This is a genomic window from Vibrio iocasae, assembly GCF_042245395.1.
GTDB lineage: Bacteria > Pseudomonadota > Gammaproteobacteria > Enterobacterales > Vibrionaceae > Vibrio > Vibrio iocasae.
In genome coordinates this window covers 813,437-832,087 of record NZ_CP145311.1, presented here as the reverse complement: position 1 = coordinate 832,087, position 18,651 = coordinate 813,437, and the positions used below count along the sequence as shown (strand labels likewise).

At 45.0% G+C, this 18,651-nt stretch carries 18 protein-coding genes and 1 riboswitch; of the genes, 13 read left to right on the top strand and 5 right to left on the bottom strand.

All coding sequences use genetic code 11. The features are described from left to right. Positions 1 to 31 precede the first annotated feature (31 nt). From treB to gmhB, 3 genes are all read right to left on the bottom strand, one after another. Entirely contained in the window at positions 32 to 1,456 is a 1,425-nt protein-coding gene (gene treB / locus SNR28_RS13450; protein WP_375753081.1) for a PTS trehalose transporter subunit IIBC, read from the bottom strand. Positions 1,457 to 1,985: 529 nt separating this feature from the next. Then, positions 1,986 to 2,933, bottom strand: coding sequence for a trehalose operon repressor TreR (gene treR / locus SNR28_RS13445; protein WP_375753079.1), 948 nt, complete (start codon positions 2,931 to 2,933; stop codon positions 1,986 to 1,988). A gap of 24 nt (positions 2,934 to 2,957) precedes the next feature. Continuing rightward, positions 2,958 to 3,515, bottom strand: a complete 558-nt coding sequence (gene gmhB / locus SNR28_RS13440) for a D-glycero-beta-D-manno-heptose 1,7-bisphosphate 7-phosphatase (RefSeq protein WP_375753078.1) — start codon at positions 3,513 to 3,515, stop codon at positions 2,958 to 2,960. 278 nt (positions 3,516 to 3,793) lie between these two features. Here gmhB and metN point away from each other — a divergent pair, with 278 nt between their 5' ends. The 10 genes from metN (at position 3,794) to thiE (ending at position 12,429) form a co-directional block, all read left to right on the top strand. Then, positions 3,794 to 4,828 carry a methionine ABC transporter ATP-binding protein MetN gene (gene metN, locus SNR28_RS13435; RefSeq protein ID WP_375753077.1) on the top strand — a complete coding sequence of 345 codons (1,035 nt, stop codon included), beginning with the start codon at positions 3,794 to 3,796 and terminating at the stop codon, positions 4,826 to 4,828. After that, positions 4,818 to 5,495, top strand: coding sequence for a methionine ABC transporter permease (locus SNR28_RS13430; protein ID WP_375753076.1), 678 nt, complete (start codon positions 4,818 to 4,820; stop codon positions 5,493 to 5,495). The genes metN and SNR28_RS13430 overlap by 11 nt, the downstream gene beginning before the upstream one ends. A 74-nt stretch (positions 5,496 to 5,569) precedes the next feature. After that, positions 5,570 to 6,379, top strand: a complete 810-nt coding sequence (gene metQ, locus SNR28_RS13425) for a methionine ABC transporter substrate-binding lipoprotein MetQ (RefSeq protein WP_375753075.1) — start codon at positions 5,570 to 5,572, stop codon at positions 6,377 to 6,379. A gap of 281 nt (positions 6,380 to 6,660) precedes the next feature. Continuing rightward, positions 6,661 to 6,758: riboswitch (TPP riboswitch) on the top strand. Between the two features lie 76 nt (positions 6,759 to 6,834). Next, entirely contained in the window at positions 6,835 to 7,665 is an 831-nt protein-coding gene (thiD, locus tag SNR28_RS13420; RefSeq protein ID WP_375753074.1) for a bifunctional hydroxymethylpyrimidine kinase/phosphomethylpyrimidine kinase, read from the top strand. Further along, entirely contained in the window at positions 7,658 to 8,410 is a 753-nt protein-coding gene (locus SNR28_RS13415) for an ABC transporter ATP-binding protein (protein WP_375753073.1), read from the top strand. Before thiD ends, SNR28_RS13415 begins: the two co-directional genes overlap by 8 nt. Continuing rightward, positions 8,403 to 9,203 (top strand): ABC transporter permease, encoded by an 801-nt coding sequence (locus tag SNR28_RS13410; RefSeq protein ID WP_375753072.1) that lies wholly within the window; start codon positions 8,403 to 8,405, stop codon positions 9,201 to 9,203. The genes SNR28_RS13415 and SNR28_RS13410 overlap by 8 nt, the downstream gene beginning before the upstream one ends. Positions 9,204 to 9,243: 40 nt before the next feature. Beyond that, on the top strand, positions 9,244 to 10,191 hold the full coding sequence (locus tag SNR28_RS13405) for an ABC transporter substrate-binding protein (protein ID WP_375753071.1): 948 nt from the start codon (positions 9,244 to 9,246) through the stop codon (positions 10,189 to 10,191). 12 nt (positions 10,192 to 10,203) lie between these two features. Beyond that, the gene (tenA, locus tag SNR28_RS13400; RefSeq protein WP_375753070.1) at positions 10,204 to 10,863 is read left to right on the top strand and encodes a thiaminase II; all 660 of its coding nucleotides are present in this window, start codon (positions 10,204 to 10,206) and stop codon (positions 10,861 to 10,863) included. A 138-nt stretch (positions 10,864 to 11,001) separates the two neighbouring features. Then, entirely contained in the window at positions 11,002 to 11,799 is a 798-nt protein-coding gene (gene thiM, locus SNR28_RS13395; protein ID WP_375753069.1) for a hydroxyethylthiazole kinase, read from the top strand. 3 nt (positions 11,800 to 11,802) lie between these two features. After that, a complete protein-coding gene (gene thiE / locus SNR28_RS13390; RefSeq protein ID WP_375753068.1) occupies positions 11,803 to 12,429 on the top strand; it encodes a thiamine phosphate synthase in 627 nt (208 codons plus the stop codon). 122 nt (positions 12,430 to 12,551) lie between these two features. On the opposite strand, the gene SNR28_RS13385 is transcribed toward thiE, so the two are convergent. Continuing rightward, the gene (locus SNR28_RS13385) at positions 12,552 to 14,144 is read right to left on the bottom strand and encodes an AbgT family transporter (RefSeq protein WP_375753066.1); all 1,593 of its coding nucleotides are present in this window, start codon (positions 14,142 to 14,144) and stop codon (positions 12,552 to 12,554) included. Between the two features lie 203 nt (positions 14,145 to 14,347). Then, positions 14,348 to 14,488, bottom strand: a complete 141-nt coding sequence (gene ykgO, locus SNR28_RS13380) for a type B 50S ribosomal protein L36 (RefSeq protein WP_375753064.1) — start codon at positions 14,486 to 14,488, stop codon at positions 14,348 to 14,350. A 114-nt stretch (positions 14,489 to 14,602) separates the two neighbouring features. Between ykgO and tsaA the strand changes: the two genes are divergently transcribed. The 3 genes from tsaA to SNR28_RS13365 all read left to right on the top strand — a co-directional run bounded on the left by tsaA (position 14,603) and on the right by SNR28_RS13365 (position 18,568). Beyond that, positions 14,603 to 15,301 carry a tRNA (N6-threonylcarbamoyladenosine(37)-N6)-methyltransferase TrmO gene (gene tsaA / locus SNR28_RS13375; RefSeq protein WP_375753063.1) on the top strand — a complete coding sequence of 233 codons (699 nt, stop codon included), beginning with the start codon at positions 14,603 to 14,605 and terminating at the stop codon, positions 15,299 to 15,301. A 91-nt stretch (positions 15,302 to 15,392) separates the two neighbouring features. Further along, positions 15,393 to 17,108, top strand: coding sequence for a proline--tRNA ligase (locus tag SNR28_RS13370; protein ID WP_375753062.1), 1,716 nt, complete (start codon positions 15,393 to 15,395; stop codon positions 17,106 to 17,108). A gap of 350 nt (positions 17,109 to 17,458) precedes the next feature. Further along, positions 17,459 to 18,568, top strand: coding sequence for a diguanylate cyclase domain-containing protein (locus SNR28_RS13365; RefSeq protein WP_375753060.1), 1,110 nt, complete (start codon positions 17,459 to 17,461; stop codon positions 18,566 to 18,568). Positions 18,569 to 18,651 lie beyond the last annotated feature (83 nt).

The following is an 18,651-nucleotide window of genomic DNA, read 5'->3' as shown; positions in this document are numbered from 1 at the left end:
AGTGAGTGGCCAAGCGGCCACTCAAGGGGGCTTATGCGCTAGCGACTCTCAGTTCGCCTTTCATTTGTGCGCGCTTGTAGAAGAACAGGGTCAGGAATGCAGGAACAGCGATAGCGACCAGCATTGCGATTGCGTAGATTGTCCAGTATTGAGGCTGGATAGACAGGATACCCGGCAGACCACCAACACCGATACCGTTCGCCATTACACCAGCACTACCACAGATTGCTGCTGCGATTGCAGAACCAACCATTGCGCTCAGCATTGGGAACTTGTATTTCAGGTTAATACCGTACATTGCAGGCTCAGTTACACCAAGGTAAGCAGAGATTGCCGCCGGTACAGAGATATCACGCTCGCCTTCTTTGCGGCTGATAATGATGATACCGACAACTGCAGACGCCTGAGCAATGTTTGATAGTGCAATCAGAGGCCAGATTGGTGTACCACCAAGCTCTTGCATTAGCTGAAGGTCTACGGCGTTCGTTGTGTGGTGTACACCTGTAATTACTAGCGGTGCATAGAAGAAACCGAAGAACATTGCACCGATTACTGCAAAATCACCAGTCATCGCTGCTTTAGCTGCGAAAGCGACACCATCACCAATCATACGACCAAATGGACCGATAAGTGCGTGTGCCAGTACTACTGAAACGATGATAGATACGAACGGCACGACAACAAGATATAGGTATGAAGGAACAATACGCTTAAGATTGGTTTCAATAAACGCCAGAGCCATACCCGCTAGCATTGCAGGAATCACCTGAGCCTGATAGCCAACTTTCTCGATAACAAACAAGCCAAAGTCCCACGCTTCCGGAACGGCTTTACCAATCATGTAAGCATTCATCAGCTGTGGAGAAACCAGTGTTACACCCAGAGTAATACCCAGGATTGGAGTACCACCTAGTTTCTTCACTGTTGACCAACACACACCTACAGGAAGGAAGAAGAAGATCGCTTCACCAATCAACCATAGGAATGAGTGAACCGTTGCCCAGAACTGACTGATTTGAGTCAGTGTCTGACCATCGAACATACGAATATCGCCAATTACGTTACGGAAGCCAAGGATAAGACCACCGGTGATAATTGCCGGAAGCAGTGGTACAAAAATTTCTGCTAAATGGGAAATACCACGCTCAAGGATGTTCATGTTCTGGCGAGCCGCTTTTTTAGCGTCATCTTTAGAAGATGCTGACTTACCAGACATCTCAATCAGAAGCTTATAAACGTCATCTACTTCAGTACCAATAACAACCTGGAACTGACCAGCGTTGGTAAAGCAGCCTTTTACCATAGGAATGGTTTCAAGTGCTTTAACGTCAGCTTTGTCTGTATCATTCAGAACAAAACGTAAACGAGTCAGACAGTGGCTAACGCTTGCGATGTTCTCGCTTCCACCGACTAACTCAATAAGACGTGCAATGTCTTGTTTTGCAATCTTACTCATAATTCTCTACCCGTTATCGAACAATTAAATTTTACACCAAAAATGGCGGTGCTATTAAATTAATGGGAACAGTCCCAAAATCTGTCGATATATTAAGCTTATTTATAACATAATGAAATGGGACTGTTCCCATTAATTGAAAGTGATCACAGAAAAGATCTTGCGATCTATATAAAACAATGGGTTAAGTTAGTTCCTGATTGTGGAGTTCGTCGCATTTATGGGGAATCCCTGATTCCACTAACCGCATAAGACGGCTGAACCATTAAATTGTTATTGAACTTTGCATGTTAGTTCCACCAGGCACACGCCATAAAAACTGACCTGATGGCATAACAATAGATTAGATTAAGCGTATGAGTGGTTTATAGAATGCATGGTTTGCAGCATTTATGAGGAATACCCTTTTCCGCTAACCGCATAGAAATTTATTCAACTATAAAGAGTTCTGCTCTTTGCATGTTTGCTACAAAGGGCACACCTCATAAATTCCAACATTTCAAGAGCCGTAGATTTAGACGTTTTCTATCTATTTAGTCACTGGAGATTGTGTAAGGTGAACCATAGCTTGATCGCCAGCAAGCTGCTTCATTAGCTGAACCGCTGCTTTTTTGCCAGCAGCTTCATAGCCGGGATCGACACTAAAGGTATTTGGGAACAGGAAGGACAATAGATCGTTGCCACCTACACCTGTGACCAGTACATCTTCACGGCTGAGTTCCTGAAGCCTTTTGATCACTCCAAGAGCAATGGTGTCACTGGCGCAGACAATTGCCTGAGTGGAAGGTTTAAGAATCTTATCCACCAGCTGATAAGCACTTTCATGGTGTAGCTGGCCTGTCGCATACTCTGGTTCGCGGCCTTTCGACTCACACCAGTCTAGATAAGCTTGCAGACGCATAGCACCGGTTGTCCGGTCACTCACATCAACACCGATATAGCCGATTTCCGAAACATCATTCTGCTCAAGGTGCTGGATGGCTTTTGTTATCACACCCTGGTTGTCGTAGTTGATAGAAGAGATGTTCTCGACGTCAGTGGCGATGATCACCGCTTTCTCTTTCCACGCTTCTATCTTGCTGATATCACAGTCAGTGAATCCAAAGATGATTACACCATCAACATTGCGCTTCTTCAGGACAGCGAGATGTTCGTTAGTCTTCTTAACGTCAAACTGGCTCTCCATGATGACGACGTCATACCCCGCTTCATATAGAGTGGGAAGAATGCCGCTAACTGCGCGGTTTTCTGATGGAGAATCAAGACGAGAAATAATAACGCCAATGACCTTCTGGCTTCCGCCACGCATAGACTGAGCAGACTTAGAAGGAACGTAACCAGACTCTTCGATCACTTTTTCTACTAAAGCCTTGGTTTCCGGCTTTACTTTAGGATCATTTGTCAGAACTCGGGATACCGTAGACTTGCCGACGCCGGCAAGTGCTGCAATATCGTGAATGGTCAGTTTTTTACTCATAGGAAGAGGTTATCAGGCAAGCTGTTATTTAAGCGAAGAGATGAACTCTGGTACTTCTTTAATGCTATCAAGCACTGCAGTTGCCAAAGCTTCACCTTTTTCGGTAACCGGTTTTCCGGTACGAACCAATATCTTAGTGCCCACACCTGCTGCCTCTGCGGCCATCATATCTTCTGCTTTATCACCAACCATCACAGAGTTAGCCATGTCGATTTTCAGATAGTCACGGGCAGAGTTGAACATACCCGGCTTAGGTTTTCGGCACTCACAGTCCTGAAGGTAGTCACCTTTACCATTTTCCGGGTGATGAGGACAATAGTAGAAGCCGTCGAACTCGACGCCATGATCTACAAAATTCCAATCCATCCACTGGGTCAGTGAAAGGAATCGATCTTCATCGTAATAACCACGTGCGATACCTGCCTGATTGGTAACCATGACCAGAAGGTAGCCCATATCCTGAAACTTTTTCGCAGCTTCAAAGACACCATCAATAAACTCAAAGTCATGTTCGTCGTGCACATAACCGTGATCTACGTTAATCACACCATCACGATCTAAAAAAACGGCAGGTTTAGCCAAAGTTCTATCCTCTCTATGGTTTATCCCCGAAATTATTGCACTCTTTTAGCTGGTTAGCACTAATTAAATGACCTTCTCAACGCTCTGTTATAACTCTCAGTCATAGTAAATTACAAAATCGAAGCACCCAAACGGATATTTAGACGTCTAGACGTAAAAATATCTATTGACTTAAAATCGTATTGCCAATAGCATCTTCTACCAATGACGACAGAGAACAAAATTTTATGCTGTCGGGAATATAAGTCTACAGACCCAACTTCCATGCGAGTTTTTAAATGATTGAAATTTCTCAGGTAAACAAGGTTTTCTATCAAGGCACAAAGGAAATTAATGCCCTGAAAGACATTAACCTGAACATTGCTCAAGGCACTATCTTTGGTGTAATAGGATCTTCAGGCGCAGGGAAGAGTACGCTAATACGTTGTGTGAACATGTTAGAAGCACCAACGTCAGGTGCGGTTGTCGTGGACGGTGTGGACCTAACTACTCTGTCGAAATCTGAGCTAAGTAAAGCTCGCCAGAATATTGGGATGATTTTCCAGCACTTTAACCTGCTGTCTTCTCGTACAGTATTCGAAAATGTGGCACTGCCTCTTGAACTGGCAGGAGCGGAAAAGGCTCAGATTGAGTCAAAAGTGACAGAGTTGCTTTCTCTGGTAGGTCTGGCTGATAAGCGTGACACCTACCCTTCCAACCTTAGCGGTGGACAAAAACAGCGTGTTGCTATCGCTCGCGCACTCGCATCAGACCCTAAGGTTTTGCTTTGTGATGAAGCCACCAGCGCGTTGGATCCGGCAACTACTCAATCGATTCTAGAGCTGCTAAAAGAGATTAACCGTAAGCTGAACATCACCATGCTTCTTATTACCCACGAAATGGATGTGGTTAAGAGCATCTGTCATGAAGTGGCAATTATTGGCGACGGTGAACTGGTTGAGAAAGGCTCAGTGGGCGAGATTTTCGCTCACCCTAAAACTGAACTGGCTCACGAGTTTATCCGTTCAACTCTGGATCTCTCCATTCCGGATGACTATCAGGCTCGTTTGCAAGATAAACGAGTTGAAGGTAGCTACCCGCTAGTGCGTCTGGAATTCACAGGTGCAACAGTCGATGCTCCACTGGTTAGTCAAATCAGCCGTAAGTTTAATATTGATATCAGCATTTTAAGTTCAGATCTGGATTACGCAGGTGGTGTAAAGTTCGGCATGATGGTCGCAGAGATGTTTGGTAACGAAAAAGATGATACTGCTGCAATAGCTTATCTTCGCGATCACAATGTAAAAGTGGAGGTTCTTGGTTATGTCCTTTAATGATATTGGTAACTGGCTAAGCCTTAACGGTGATCTGCTTCTAGGAGCAACATGGGAAACGCTATATATGGTTGCGGTTTCCGGCATTGTAGGATTTGCTGTTGGTATCCCACTGGGGGTGATTCTTCATATCAGTAAAAAAGGTGGATTGGCAGAAAACCCTAAACTGAACTCTATTTTAGGAGCAGTTGTAAACGTTGGCCGTTCTGTACCATTCCTGGTTCTGATGGTCGCGATTATTCCGGTAACTAAACTGCTGGTAGGCACTTTTATCGGCACAACTGCGGCAATTGTTCCTCTGACTATCGGAGCAATTCCATTTGTTGCCCGACTTATTGAAGGGGCATTACTAGAAGTTCCATCTGGTCTTGTTGAAGCAGCACAGTCAATGGGTGCCAGCACTCAACAGATTATTACTAAGGTACTGCTACCTGAAGCACTACCTACTATTGTGAACTCAGTGACTATTACGCTGGTAACACTAGTAAGTTATTCGGCAATGGCGGGAACCGTTGGTGGCGGCGGTCTAGGTGACGTTGCTATCCGCTACGGCTTCCACCGATACGATGTGGTTATCATGGCAGTCACTGTGGTGATGCTAATCGTATTAGTACAAATTATTCAGTCAATCGGTGATGCCGTTGTTCGCCGCGTTGACCACAGATAAACGAAAAACAAATAAATCAGCAATCGCTATTTAATAAAAGCAAAAAGCTTAACGAATTTAGACAGGAGATAATCATGAAATTTAGCCTTAAGAATGTTCTAGCCATCGCAGCAGCAGCTTCTGCCCTAGTCCTTTCAGGTTGTGGTGAGAAAGAAGCAGACACAAGCAAAGTAAAAGTTGGTGTAATGGCAGGTGCCGAAGCACAGGTTGCAGAAGTAGCAGCTAAAATTGCGAAAGAAAAATACGGCCTGGATGTAGAGCTGGTTACTTTCACTGATTACGTAACGCCAAACGCAGCAACTGACGATGGTTCTGTTGATATCAACGCATTCCAGCACAAGCCATACCTTGATCAACAAGTTGCTGACCGTGGCTACAAGCTAACTATCGCTGGTAACACGTTTGTATACCCAATTGCAGGTTACTCAAAGCAGGTTAAATCTGTAGACGAAATTGCTGAAGGTTCTCGTATCGCAGTACCAAACGATCCAACAAACCTTGGTCGTTCACTGCTTCTTCTTGAGCAGCAAGGCCTGCTAACTCTTCGTGAAGGTGTTGGTCTGCAAGGCACTGTCCGTGATATCACTGCAAACCCGAAAAACATCACTATCGTAGAGCTAGACGCAGCACAGCTTCCTCGTTCTCTTGATGATGTTGCGCTTTCAATCATCAACACGACTTACGCTAGCAGCATTGGCCTGACTCCACAGAAAGACGGTATCTTTGTTGAAGATAAAGAGTCTCCATACGTGAACCTGATTGTTGCTCGTGAAGACAACGTAAACGCAGAAAACGTTCAGAACTTTGTTAAAGCGTACCAGACTGAAGAAGTGTACAAAGCAGCTTCTGAAATCTTTAACGGTGGTGTAGTTAAAGGCTGGTAACTCCTGAAAAATTACCATTGTTTGTTTAAGGCCAGTTCATATCATGAGCTGGCCTTTTCTTTATGTGTAATGAATTTGGAGCAAATATCTGGTATTCCCGGAGTAAAACCTGTTTTTCATGGATGAAAAACTCGGAGCGCACAGGGATGTGTTTACAGCGGTTTTACGTAGGGACTACCTGATGTTTGTTTGCTCCTAAACCACAAAGCTCTCTAAGTTATTGCACAAACAATGCATTTTGTTACACTACCGCTACATCTTCTCTGAAGATAAACAAATTTAATGATTAGTCGGGGAGCCCTGTGCTGAGACCGCTTATGCGGGACCCGTTGAACCTGATTCAGTTAACACTGACGTAGGGAACTAGTGTCTTGCCTAAGCAGCAAAATTCTCATTTTCTGCACATCTATTCTTAGGCCATTACTGTTCCTTTGTCAGACAAAAGGGACATTAGAATGGCATCTACTCAAACCAAAACAACACCAATAGTACTCACCATTGCCGGTTCTGATAGTGGTGGAGGTGCGGGCATTCAGGCGGATATCAAAGCAATCTCTGCGACGGGAAGCTATGCCTGCTCAGTGCTTACTGCCCTAACGGCCCAAAACACTCAAGGTGTAACAAGTATCTTTCCCGTCACACCTGAATTTGTCGAGCAGCAGTTGGATGCGGTGTTTACTGACCTGAATGTCGTAGCTGTAAAAGTTGGTATGCTCAGTGATTCCAGCGTCATCAAAGCCGTTGCCAACAAGATTCGTCAATACCAGCCAAAGCATCTGGTGGTTGATCCGGTTATGGTAGCCACCAGCGGTGACCTTCTGCTGGAACACTCCGCAATTGATACCCTAAAGTCAGAACTCATTCCTCTTGCCGACGTGATTACCCCTAACCTTCCCGAAGCAGCAGCTCTACTGGGTACCGATGTCCCAGCTTCTGAACAACAGATGGACAAACTGGTCTCTCAGCTTCGCGATCTGGGGGCTGGTTCTGTATTACTTAAAGGTGGACACCTTGAGAGCGAGGCGCAAAGTACCGACCTTCTGATACTTAAAGATACTGTTCTGCGCCTTTCTACTGCTCGTGTTGCTACCAATAACACGCACGGAACAGGCTGTACTCTCTCTTCCGCTACTGCTAGCTATCTTGCGCAGGGAGAATCACTAGAAACTGCTGTCCAGCATGCAAAGAAATATATTACTGAAGCGCTGAAACAGGCGGATGAACTTGATATTGGCCAGGGTCACGGTCCAGTTCATCACTTCTTTGCAGGGCATCAGTATGTCTAAAGAAGCAGGGCTTCAGGTTATCAACGGCAGCATTCGCTATCTTGATAGTGAATGGCCTGTGGTATCAAACCTCAATATGACCCTGCCCTACCAGAAGTGGACCTGCATCCTTGGTCGTAGCGGTTGTGGAAAAACCTCTCTGCTTCGCTATCTTGCGGGTTTGCTTGATGACTCTGTTCATTGGCAAGGCTCTCTATGCGGAGTGCTTGAAAAGGACATCAAAATTAATGTTGCCTACATGGCTCAGCAAGATCTTCTGATGCCGTGGTTAACGGTTATAGAGAATGTCTGCTTCAGCTTTAAGTTCGCTGGTCAGAAGCTATCTGATAAAACAAAGCAGCAGGCTTTAGATTTGCTGCATAAAGTTGGGCTGAATGGTTATGAAAAAAACCTGCCACACCAACTTTCTGGTGGTATGCGCCAGCGTGTAGCACTTGCAAGAACACTGATGCAGGACAAACCTATCGTTCTGATGGATGAGCCTTTCTCTGCTCTGGATGCGGTCACTCGCCATAAGCTACAAAATCTGGCAGCTGAACTGCTGAAAGATAAAACCGTTGTACTGATTACGCATGATCCACAAGAAGCGCTTAGGCTTGGTGAGCAAATCTATATATTGCAAGGCACGCCAGCTAAAGCCCTGAGCTTAATGCCACCAGAACAGGCCATTCCTCGCCAGTTGGATGGGGAGCTAGCCGTTTTGCAACAAGAGATTATTGCTCAGTTGGAGGTGGACTATGTCTGATTTACTTACCTCTGCATCTTCATATCTAAAGAACGAAGAAACAAAGAAGCATTCTGTTCAGCCCTATATCAAAATACTAATCACTGTAGCGATACTTCTGGGAATCTGGCAGCTTATTGTCGCTGTTTTTAAGCTTCCTCCTTTTATTCTTCCGGGTCCACAATCGGTATTTATTAAGCTGATAGAACGCTATGACGTCCTACTTAGCCACACCTGGGTAACAGCTCAGGAGATCTTTCTAGGGCTGTTTCTGGGTTTAAGTATGGGTTTGCTATTCGCCCTACAGATGCTGCTATTTGATCCTGTGAAGCGCTGGTTATTACCCATTCTGATTGCCAGTCAGGCCATTCCTACATTTGCCATTGCACCGATACTGATGCTGTGGCTTGGATACGGCATTGCCTCCAAAGTGGTGATGGCTGCACTCATTATCTTCTTCCCTGTAACGACCTGCTGTTACGACGGATTGAGGAACACTCCCACAGGGTATCTGGATCTGGCAAAAACCATGTCAGCCTCTAAATGGGAACAACTTAAATATGTACGCTTCCCGGCAGCTTTGCCTGCTCTCGCTTCCGGAGTCAGGGTTGCCGTGGTTGTCGCTCCAATTGGCGCGGTGGTTGGAGAATGGGTCGGTTCCAGTGCCGGACTTGGATATCTGATGCTTCAGGCCAATGCCCGCATGATGATCGATGAGATGTTCGCAGCTCTATTTATTCTTGCTGCCTTTTCAGTCGCACTTTACTTCGTTTCAGACAAATTACTCAACAAAGCTATCCCTTGGAAGCTTTGATTACTTATACATAAAAAGCCTTACAGAAAGGAAATCAACAATGATTAGTACGTTTAAAAAAGGAATCTTCACACTGGCACTGGCGTTAGGTACCACTTCCGCTACCGCACAAGAAAAAGAGCTGACTCTGATGCTCGATTGGTTTGTTAACCCTAACCACGGCCCAGTTGTAATTGCTCAAGAGAAAGGTTACTTCGAAGAACAGGGCATAAAAGTCAATATTCAGGAGCCTACGGATCCGAGCCTGCCAGCTAAGCTAGTTGCAGCAGGAAAAACCGATCTGGCAATTTCATACCAAACTAGCCTGACGATTGATGTTGCAGAAGATCTTCCTCTTATCCGTTCAGCGACTCTTATTTCTACTCCGCTAAACACCATGATGGTGCTGGATAACGGCAAAATTAATACGCTGGCTGACCTCAAAGACAAAAAAATCGGTATCGCGATTGCAGGCAATGAAGAAGCAACTATCGGCACCATGCTGGAAACGGAAGGCGTGAAATTCAGTGATGTTGAGATTATCAATGTTGGCTGGGCACTCTCTTCCTCTCTGGCTTCCGGAAAAGTAGATGCTATCTGGGGTGGCCTGAGGAACTTTGAAAGCAACCAGCTAGAACTTGAGGGCTATAAAGCGAAAGCCTTCTTCCCGGAAGAGCATGGTGTACCTGCTTATGATGAGCTGGTTTTTGTTGCTAACACCAATAGCTACGACGCTGACGCATTGAAGCGATTTAACAAGGCTATAGAAAAAGCGACGACTTATATTGTTAACCATCCTCAGCAGGCCTGGGATGAGTTTGTCGCTTACTCACCAGACACACTAAATAACGAGCTAAACAAACGTGCATGGCGAGATACTCTGCCACGTTTTGCGCTTCGCCCTTCTGCGGTAGATAAAGCACGCTATGACAGCTTTGCCGAGTTTATGTATCGCCATAAGATCATTGCTAAGCAGCCTACTGCCGAACAGATGCTACCCGCTTTATAAGGATCATCGATTATGAATCATCAGGATTTAATTAACGCCTGTCGTGACGAGTGGGAAGCGTATACAAAGCATGATTTTGTTAAGCTACTTGCTCTGGGGACCTTGGGTCACGATGCTTATCTTCACTATCTGAAGCAGGACTTTCTGTTTCTAAAACAGTATGCCCGGGCTTATGCACTGGCAATCTATAAAGCACGAACATTGGAAGAAATGCGTATGGCCCTGCCAAGCGTGCAAGCTCTGCTGGACTCCGAAATTTCTCACCACGTTACATACTGTGGTCAGTGGGGGTTGACAGAAAGCGATATGGAAGCGGAAGACGAAGATTTCGGGACTGTGGCATATACACGTTATGTGTTGGATGCAGGAAACAGTGGTGACCTGACCGACCTAATGGTGGCACTTGCCCCCTGCTCTATTGGCTATGGCGAGATTGGTTATAACCTCATTAATGACGAAGATACTGTGTTGGAAGGAAACCCTTACAACAGCTGGATATCTCTATACAGCGGTGAGGAGTTTCAGTCCGGTGTGGCACTAAGTATCGAGCAGTTCAACCAGTTACTGGAAGAGATTGATTTAAATAGCTCACGTGGAAAGCAGCTCTGCCATATCTTCAGAATCGCTACTCGTATGGAGATAGCGTTCTGGCAGCAGGCCATAAACTCTTAACTGTAATAAGCAAGATGAAGTTGATTCCGCAAACCGCTTGGGAACATCCATGTGCGCTTAAACAAGGGCGTCCATGCCCTTGTATGTTTGCTACATCAAAGTCATCTTGCCCCTACTCTATTACCGGGAATATCAAACATGTCGACTCTACAAAAACAAATTACAGATTCACTGAATAAACTGCGTGAGCAGAAGCCACTGGTTGTGAATATTACGAACTACGTAGTTATGAATAATACTGCCAATGCCTTGCTGGCTATTGGAGCCTCTCCGATTATGGCTCACAGTAAAGAAGAGATGGCAGAGATGATGAGCTTTGCAGGCGCTCTGGTTATCAATATCGGCACGCTGGATAGCGTATGGACTCCACGAATGCATTATGCGGTTGAGCAAGCGAATGCGAATAAAAAGACTATCGTGCTCGATCCTGTGGGTTGCGGTGCAAGTAAACTTCGCACTGAAACCGCGCGTAAGATTGTCGCTGCAGCGGATCGTCTGATTATTCGCGGGAATGCATCAGAGATCATTGCACTTGCAGGTCAACAAGCGCAAAGCAAAGGGGTGGATGCTCTGGATTCCAGCGACTCTGCGGTGAACGCGGCTAAGTTTCTGGCAAATGAGTACAAGTGCTCGGTTGTTATCTCAGGTACAACCGATTATGTCGTAACTGAAAACTCCATCACTGCTCTTAAAAACGGTCATGAAATGATGCCTTATGTGACGGGTATGGGATGTACACATACGGCACTAACAGGCGCATTTGCTGCGATTGGAGACATAACCGGGCTTTGTGCGACGGCTATCTTAAGTGTGGCTGGAGAACTGGCAGCTGAAAAGTCAGCCGGTCCAGGCTCTCTGCAACTAAACCTGTTGGATGCTCTGTATCAGCTAGATGAAGAGCAGTTATCCCAGCGCCTTAAATTAAAAGAGCTGTAGCTGATGAATCCTTATCGTTTATATCTGGTTACCGACGAGCATCAGGATATAGAGACACTGAAGCATGTGGTATCTGAAGCGGTAAAAGGTGGTGTCACCATGGTTCAGGTTCGTGAAAAGCATGGAGATATCCGTGCTTTTATCGAGCGGGCTGATGCGATTAAGTCAGTGCTTAAGGGTACTGGCGTACCACTTATTATTAATGATCGGGTAGACGTTGCTTTAGCAGTGCAGGCCGATGGTATCCATTTGGGTCAGTCGGATATGCAAGCATCCTTAGCCAGAAAGTTGACTGGTAAAGATATGCTTCTGGGGCTTTCTGTAGAGAACGAAGCACAGCTACAAGAAGCTCAAAGCTTGCCAGTGGACTATCTTGGTATCAGCGCTATTTTTGCTACGCCAACCAAAACCAACACCATAAAGCACTGGGGTATTGATGGTCTGAAAAAGGCTGTTGAAGTTAGTAAGCTTCCGTTAGTGGCTATTGGTGGGATTAACGATTCAAATATCAAGGAAATCGTGAAAACAGGTGTTGATGGAATCGCTTTAGTTTCTGCAATCTGTCATGCAAAGGACCCTAAGCAAGCAAGTTCTGAGCTGAGGACTATTTTGGACAGTTCTAAAGTATAGTGTTTCAAATAGCCTGAATGGTCATGATTCCACAAACCGCTGAACACATCCCTGTTCGCTTAAACAAGGGCGTCCATGCCCTTGTATGTTTGTTCCATCACAACCAATCAAACTAACATAGATTATGGCGTATAGTACGTCGCTGCACCCGGCCCAACTGGTAAACCAAGTACAAACACCCAAACGTAGAACAACAAGCTCCAACCAACGATAAAGATCAGTGAGTATGGAAGCATGGTTGCGATCAGCGTACCAATACCCAAATTCTTCATATAGCGAGTAGCAACAGCCAAAATCAGACCGAAGTAGCTCATCATTGGAGTGATGATATTGGTGGTGGAGTCACCAATTCGGTATGCCGCCTGAATAGTCTCTGGAGCGTAACCCACTAGCATCAGCATCGGAACAAAGATAGGTGCTGTTACAGCCCACTGAGCAGATGCTGAACCGATCATCAGATTGATAAAGCCACACATCAGAATAAATGCGAAGAACAACATCGGGCCAGTAAGGCCGATGTTCTGAAGGAAGTCTGCACCTGCAACTGCGAATACCTGACCGAAATTAGTCCACTTAAAGAAAGCAACAAACTGAGCCGCAAAGAACACCAGTACAATGTACATGCCCATTGAGGACATAGACTTGGACATAGCATTGATCACGTCACGATCATTGTTCATAGTTCCGGTTACTTTACCGTAAACAAAGCCCGGAATTGCAAAGAACACAAAGATAAAAGCAACGATACTTTTTAGGAATGGAGATCCTGCCACCAGTCCTGTTTCCGGATTACGCAATACACCGCTTTCCGGAACCACTGTAGAGGCAATAATCACACCTACAACCAGTACAGCAATACCTGCCCATTTCAGACCTTTTTTCTCTTCTGCTGTCAGCGTTCCCATCTTGTCATTAGACAAGTCTTCAGCCGCATCTTCTTCACTATATTTGCCTAGCTTAGGCTCAACAATTTTCTCGGTTACGAAAGCACCGGTAAACGCAATGAAGAATGTAGAAACAAACATAAAGTACCAGTTCACCTCTGGGCCAACTGTATACTGAGGATCGATCATCTGTGCTGCAGTTTCAGTGATACCCGACAATAGCGGGTCAACCGTACCGATAAGAAGGTTTGCTGAGTAACCACCTGATACACCCGCAAACGCGGCTGCAAGACCAGCAAGTGGGTGACGCCCCAGTGAATGGAACAACATCGCTGCCAGTGGGATCAGAACAACGTAACCAAGTTCAGACGCTGTGTTGGAAATAATACCCGCGAACACAACCGCTACGGTAACCATACGCTTTGACGCACCCATAACAAGGCCACGCATAGCCGCTGATAGCATTCCTGAGTGCTCTGCAATCGCGACACCCAACATAGCAACCAACACTGTGCCTAACGGAGCAAACCCAGTAAAGTTACTCACTAGATTCGTCACAATGAGCCTTAAACCATCCGCATTCAGCAGACTGACAACCTGAATAACGCCATCCGCAGAGCGACCACTAGCCCCTTCTGGCCGTGGGTCTACAACTGAAACCTCAAAATAACCCGCAATACCTGATGCTATTAAAATCGCGACACAAAAGATGGCAAACAAAGTAATCGGATGAGGTAATAAATTCCCCAGATATTCAACGCCATCCAAAAAACGCGTAAATAACGACTTTTTTGGCGGCAGCTCTCTTTTTATTGAAGTAGATGTACTCATCTCTCCCCCTCGTTAAACAATTTATGCGACAAATATCGCTCGGAGAGAATACTTAATGAGTCAATAATCAACCTGTATTAGTCTCTAACTTACTGCAGTCCTGACTGAACCCTGACAGAACTGCATGTACATTGACCTATTACGATAAATTAGCCAAATGTTCGAGATGTAGAGACATTTTCGTAGCAAATAACTGCACTATCTCATCTTTTTTTCTTCTTACCCTGAACTGCTTTTAAGCGTGGGTTAGTTTTGCAAATAACATAAATCCGGCCTCGCCTTTTCACAATCTGACAATCAGGGTGGCGACTCTTGGCACTTTTTAGTGAACTCAATACTTTCATGCTTCTCCTCTCAATTGATACGATATAACATTACAAATGATAATTATTTTCAATTGAGATTGCGAGAGGTTTTTATGCTATTTTGTAAAAACTCAAATAGAAGCATGTGAAACAATGAATTACCCAGTTACTCCTGTTGGATTTATTGAAAGCCCGTATAAAGAAAAGTTTGCTGTACCGAGACAACCTCGACTGGCACCGAGTGCGACTTCTCGCCTGAAACTAACCGGTGAAGCAAACTCCGCCGAAGCTATTCGAGGAATCGAAGAGTTTAGCCATCTTTGGCTGCTGTTTCTGTTTGACCAAAACCTAGAATCTGGATGGACACCAACGGTTCGTCCTCCAAGGCTTGGAGGAAATGAGAGAGTTGGCGTGTTTGCTACTCGATCACCTTTTCGCCCCAACGGCATTGGAATGTCTGCGGTGGAACTGAAAGGGGTAACTCAAAATCAAGGACAGGTATGGCTGGAACTGGGAAGTGTTGATCTGGTTGACGGCACCCCTATTGTTGATATTAAACCGTACATTCCGTACTCCGACTCAATACCAGAAGCCAATGGTGGTTTTGCCAGTCATGAGCCAAAGCAGCTTACTGTTGTGTTTTCTGATCATGCAAATCAACAACTTCGATTCCACGCTAATCAAAAGCAGGTAAGGGCCGTTATTGAAGAAGTTCTTGCTCAGGATCCCCGCCCTGCTTATAAGAAAAACAAACCCGATAACAAAGAATATGCGGTAAATCTGTTCGATCTGAATGTTAAATTTCGAATATCAGACGAAATAGTCACCGTGACATCAATCGAACGCTTTTGACATGAGTTTAAGGCTGCTATCATAAGCGGCTACATCTTAATTATCACAGCCGTGATAGTTTTTTATTAACAATGAATAACGGATACCATAAATGCGTACCAGTAACTATCTTCTTTCTACTCTTAAGGAGACTCCAAACGACGCAGAAGTAGTGAGCCATCAGCTCATGCTACGTGCAGGTATGATCCGTAAGCTGGCTTCAGGTCTATATACCTGGCTACCTACAGGTCTGCGTGTACTGCGTAAAGTCGAAAACATCGTTCGTCAAGAGATCGACAATGCAGGTGCTGTCGAAACACTGATGCCCGTTGTTCAGCCGTTTGAACTTTGGGAAGAAACAGGCCGCTCTGAAAAGATGGGCGCTGAGCTTCTTCGCTTTACTGACCGTCATGAGCGTCCGTTTGTACTTAGCCCGACAGCTGAGGAAGTAATCACTAGCTTGGTGCGTAACGAAGTTGCTTCTTACAAACAGCTTCCGCTAAACCTGTACCAGATTCAGACTAAGTTCCGTGATGAGCGTCGCCCACGCTTCGGTGTAATGCGTGCACGCGAGTTCTGCATGATGGATGCGTACAGCTTTGACATCGACAAAAATGGCCTGAAGAAGTCTTACGAAGCAATGCATACGGCTTACTGTAAAGCGTTTGACCGCATGGGTCTGGATTACCGCCCAGTACTTGCTGACACTGGTGCTATCGGTGGCAGTGGTTCCCACGAGTTCCACGTACTTGCAGAGAGCGGTGAAGACCTGATTGCATTCTCTTCTGAGTCAGACTACGCAGCTAACATCGAGAAGGCTGAAGCGCTTGCACCTACTGGTGAGCTTGAAGCACCAACTCAGGAAATGACTCTGGTTGATACGCCAAATGCTAAGACTATCGCTGAACTTGTAGAGCAGTTCGATCTTCCTATCGAGAAGACGGTTAAAACACTATTTGTGAAAGCGTCTGAAGAAGTAGAAGCGGACCTGATTGCTCTGATCATTCGTGGTGACCACGAGCTTAACGAAGTTAAAGCAGAGAACCTGAAAGAAGTTGCTTCTCCACTAGAGATGGCAACAGAAGAAGAGATTCGTGCACTGATCGGTGCTGGTCCAGGCTCACTAGGTCCTGTTGGCCTTGAACTGCCGTTTATCGTTGACCGTACAGTTGCCAAGATGAGTGACTTTGGCGCTGGTGCTAACGTTGATGACAAGCACTACTTTGGCATCAACTGGGGTCGCGACGCTGAACTAGGTCAGATTGAAGACCTGCGTAACGTGGTAGAAGGTGATCCTAGCCCATGTGGTAAAGGCACACTATCGCTTAAACGTGGTATCGAAGTTGGCCATATCTTCCAGCTAGGTACTAACTACTCTGAGAAGATGAACTGTAACGTTCTTGGCCCAGATGGTAAGAGTGTAATCCTTGAGATGGGTTGTTACGGTATCGGTGTTTCTCGTGTTGTTGCTTCAGCTATTGAACAGAACCATGACAAGTTTGGCATCATCTGGCCAGAAGCTATCGCTCCGTTCCAGGTAGCTATCGTACCAATGAACATGCACAAATCAGAGCGCGTTAAAGAAGCAGCAGAGAAGCTATACGCTGAACTGACTGCAGCTGGTATCGAAGTACTCTTTGATGACCGCAAAGAGCGCCCGGGTGTTATGTTCAAAGATATCGAGCTTGTGGGTATTCCTCACACTATCGTAATCGGTGATCGTAGCATGGACGAAGGCAGCTTCGAGTATAAGAACCGCCGTAACGGTGAAAAAGTTGGTGTAGCGATGGATAACATCGTTGAGCATGTGAAAGCTCAGCTGTCTTAATCTTCGGATAACAGTCTAATCTAGTTCAAAGGGTCGCATCTGCGGCCCTTTTTCTTATCTGTAAATTTCCAAGTACTAATAGCAATTCAACCCAAAAATCGTTTATCGAACTCAACGCCAAGCCATACATTGACACCTCAAATACAAGCATGCAGCACAATTAAAGGCACCAATAATAAGTAACAGATATGTAAGTTAAGTAAGTATTCAGTTCAAGAAATAGAAAAAAAGATGCAAAGATATTTTTTGTGTCGATGCTCTTGCACTATATTGGAAACGTATCCAATTAACCCTCAATTATTCGATAACACTTGTGGCTTTATCGATTGAAAAAATAAACGGTTGTAACAATGACAATCAATGCCCATAACTTTGTTGCCGATAAACTGGTTGAAATCGTCCAGGATAAACACCGACGAATCCAAATGATGGTTAACTCATTTACCATCTTTGGCCTTATCTTTCTAACCACATTATTTATTAACAGTCTCGTTAATGCCGATGATCGTTTGTTGAGTTGGATCTTAGGGATTTTCTCTGTCGCAGCCGCGGCCAATGTTTTTATCATGAATAAAAACATCACAGCAGGAAGAATTGGGTTAACCATCGTCAACTACTCTCTGGCGTTGATGTTACTCTACTCTGGTGGGTATCAATCAACCGGGATGTTATGGAGCTATCTACTTGCTGCCGTGGGCATTTTTGTTAACTCTTTTCGTATTGGATTGATATTAAATACACTCTTTTTGATGTTAACTTCAGCTATCCTTTTATTTGGCTATGAGTGGGGCTTTAGTCGAGTAGAGTATACAGACGTATTATCTTACCGGGTTATTTTGACTTTGTTCGCTCTAAGCGGCATGTGCCATATTCTCATCTTTTTCCAAGAAAGAGCCGATCAACAGATACTCAATATGCATGAAGAAGGTATCGCTTCTCTCGCTTATTTGGACTCATTAACCATGCTTGCTAATCGAGTCACTTTTCGCTCTGTCCTTTACCATGAAATTCAGGGAAACCACACAGGAATAGCGGCGCTGGTGTATATAGATCTGGACAATTTTAAAAATATTAATGACATGCACGGCCATGACTATGGTGATGTGGTTCTGGCTGAGTATGCAAAAATACTGGCTAAAACGGTAAAAAAAGAACTGGGAAAAGATGAAGTTAAGCCTTACGACGTAGGTCGTCTTGGTGGAGATGAATTTGCTATTTTTGTCAGAGACGCTCGGGATGAACTGAAAATTCGTAGGCTAGCGGAAAAAGTACTGGCTATTATCACCCAAAACAAACCCGCCTCGTTACAAAAAATTAAGCACGATATGGGAAGCAGCATTGGTGTAGTTTTTGTAGACAGAGAAAAACAAAACCTTCTGGAAAGCCTGTCGATTGCCGACAAAGGTATGTACGAAGCGAAAAAAGCTGGAAAAGGAGCAATTCGCTACGTTGGTGTTTAGTACTGCTAAACAAAAAGACACTTCAGCAGTACTCCTGTAAGTAATTATGTAAATATTCGTAAATGACAACCATTCCGCGTCGC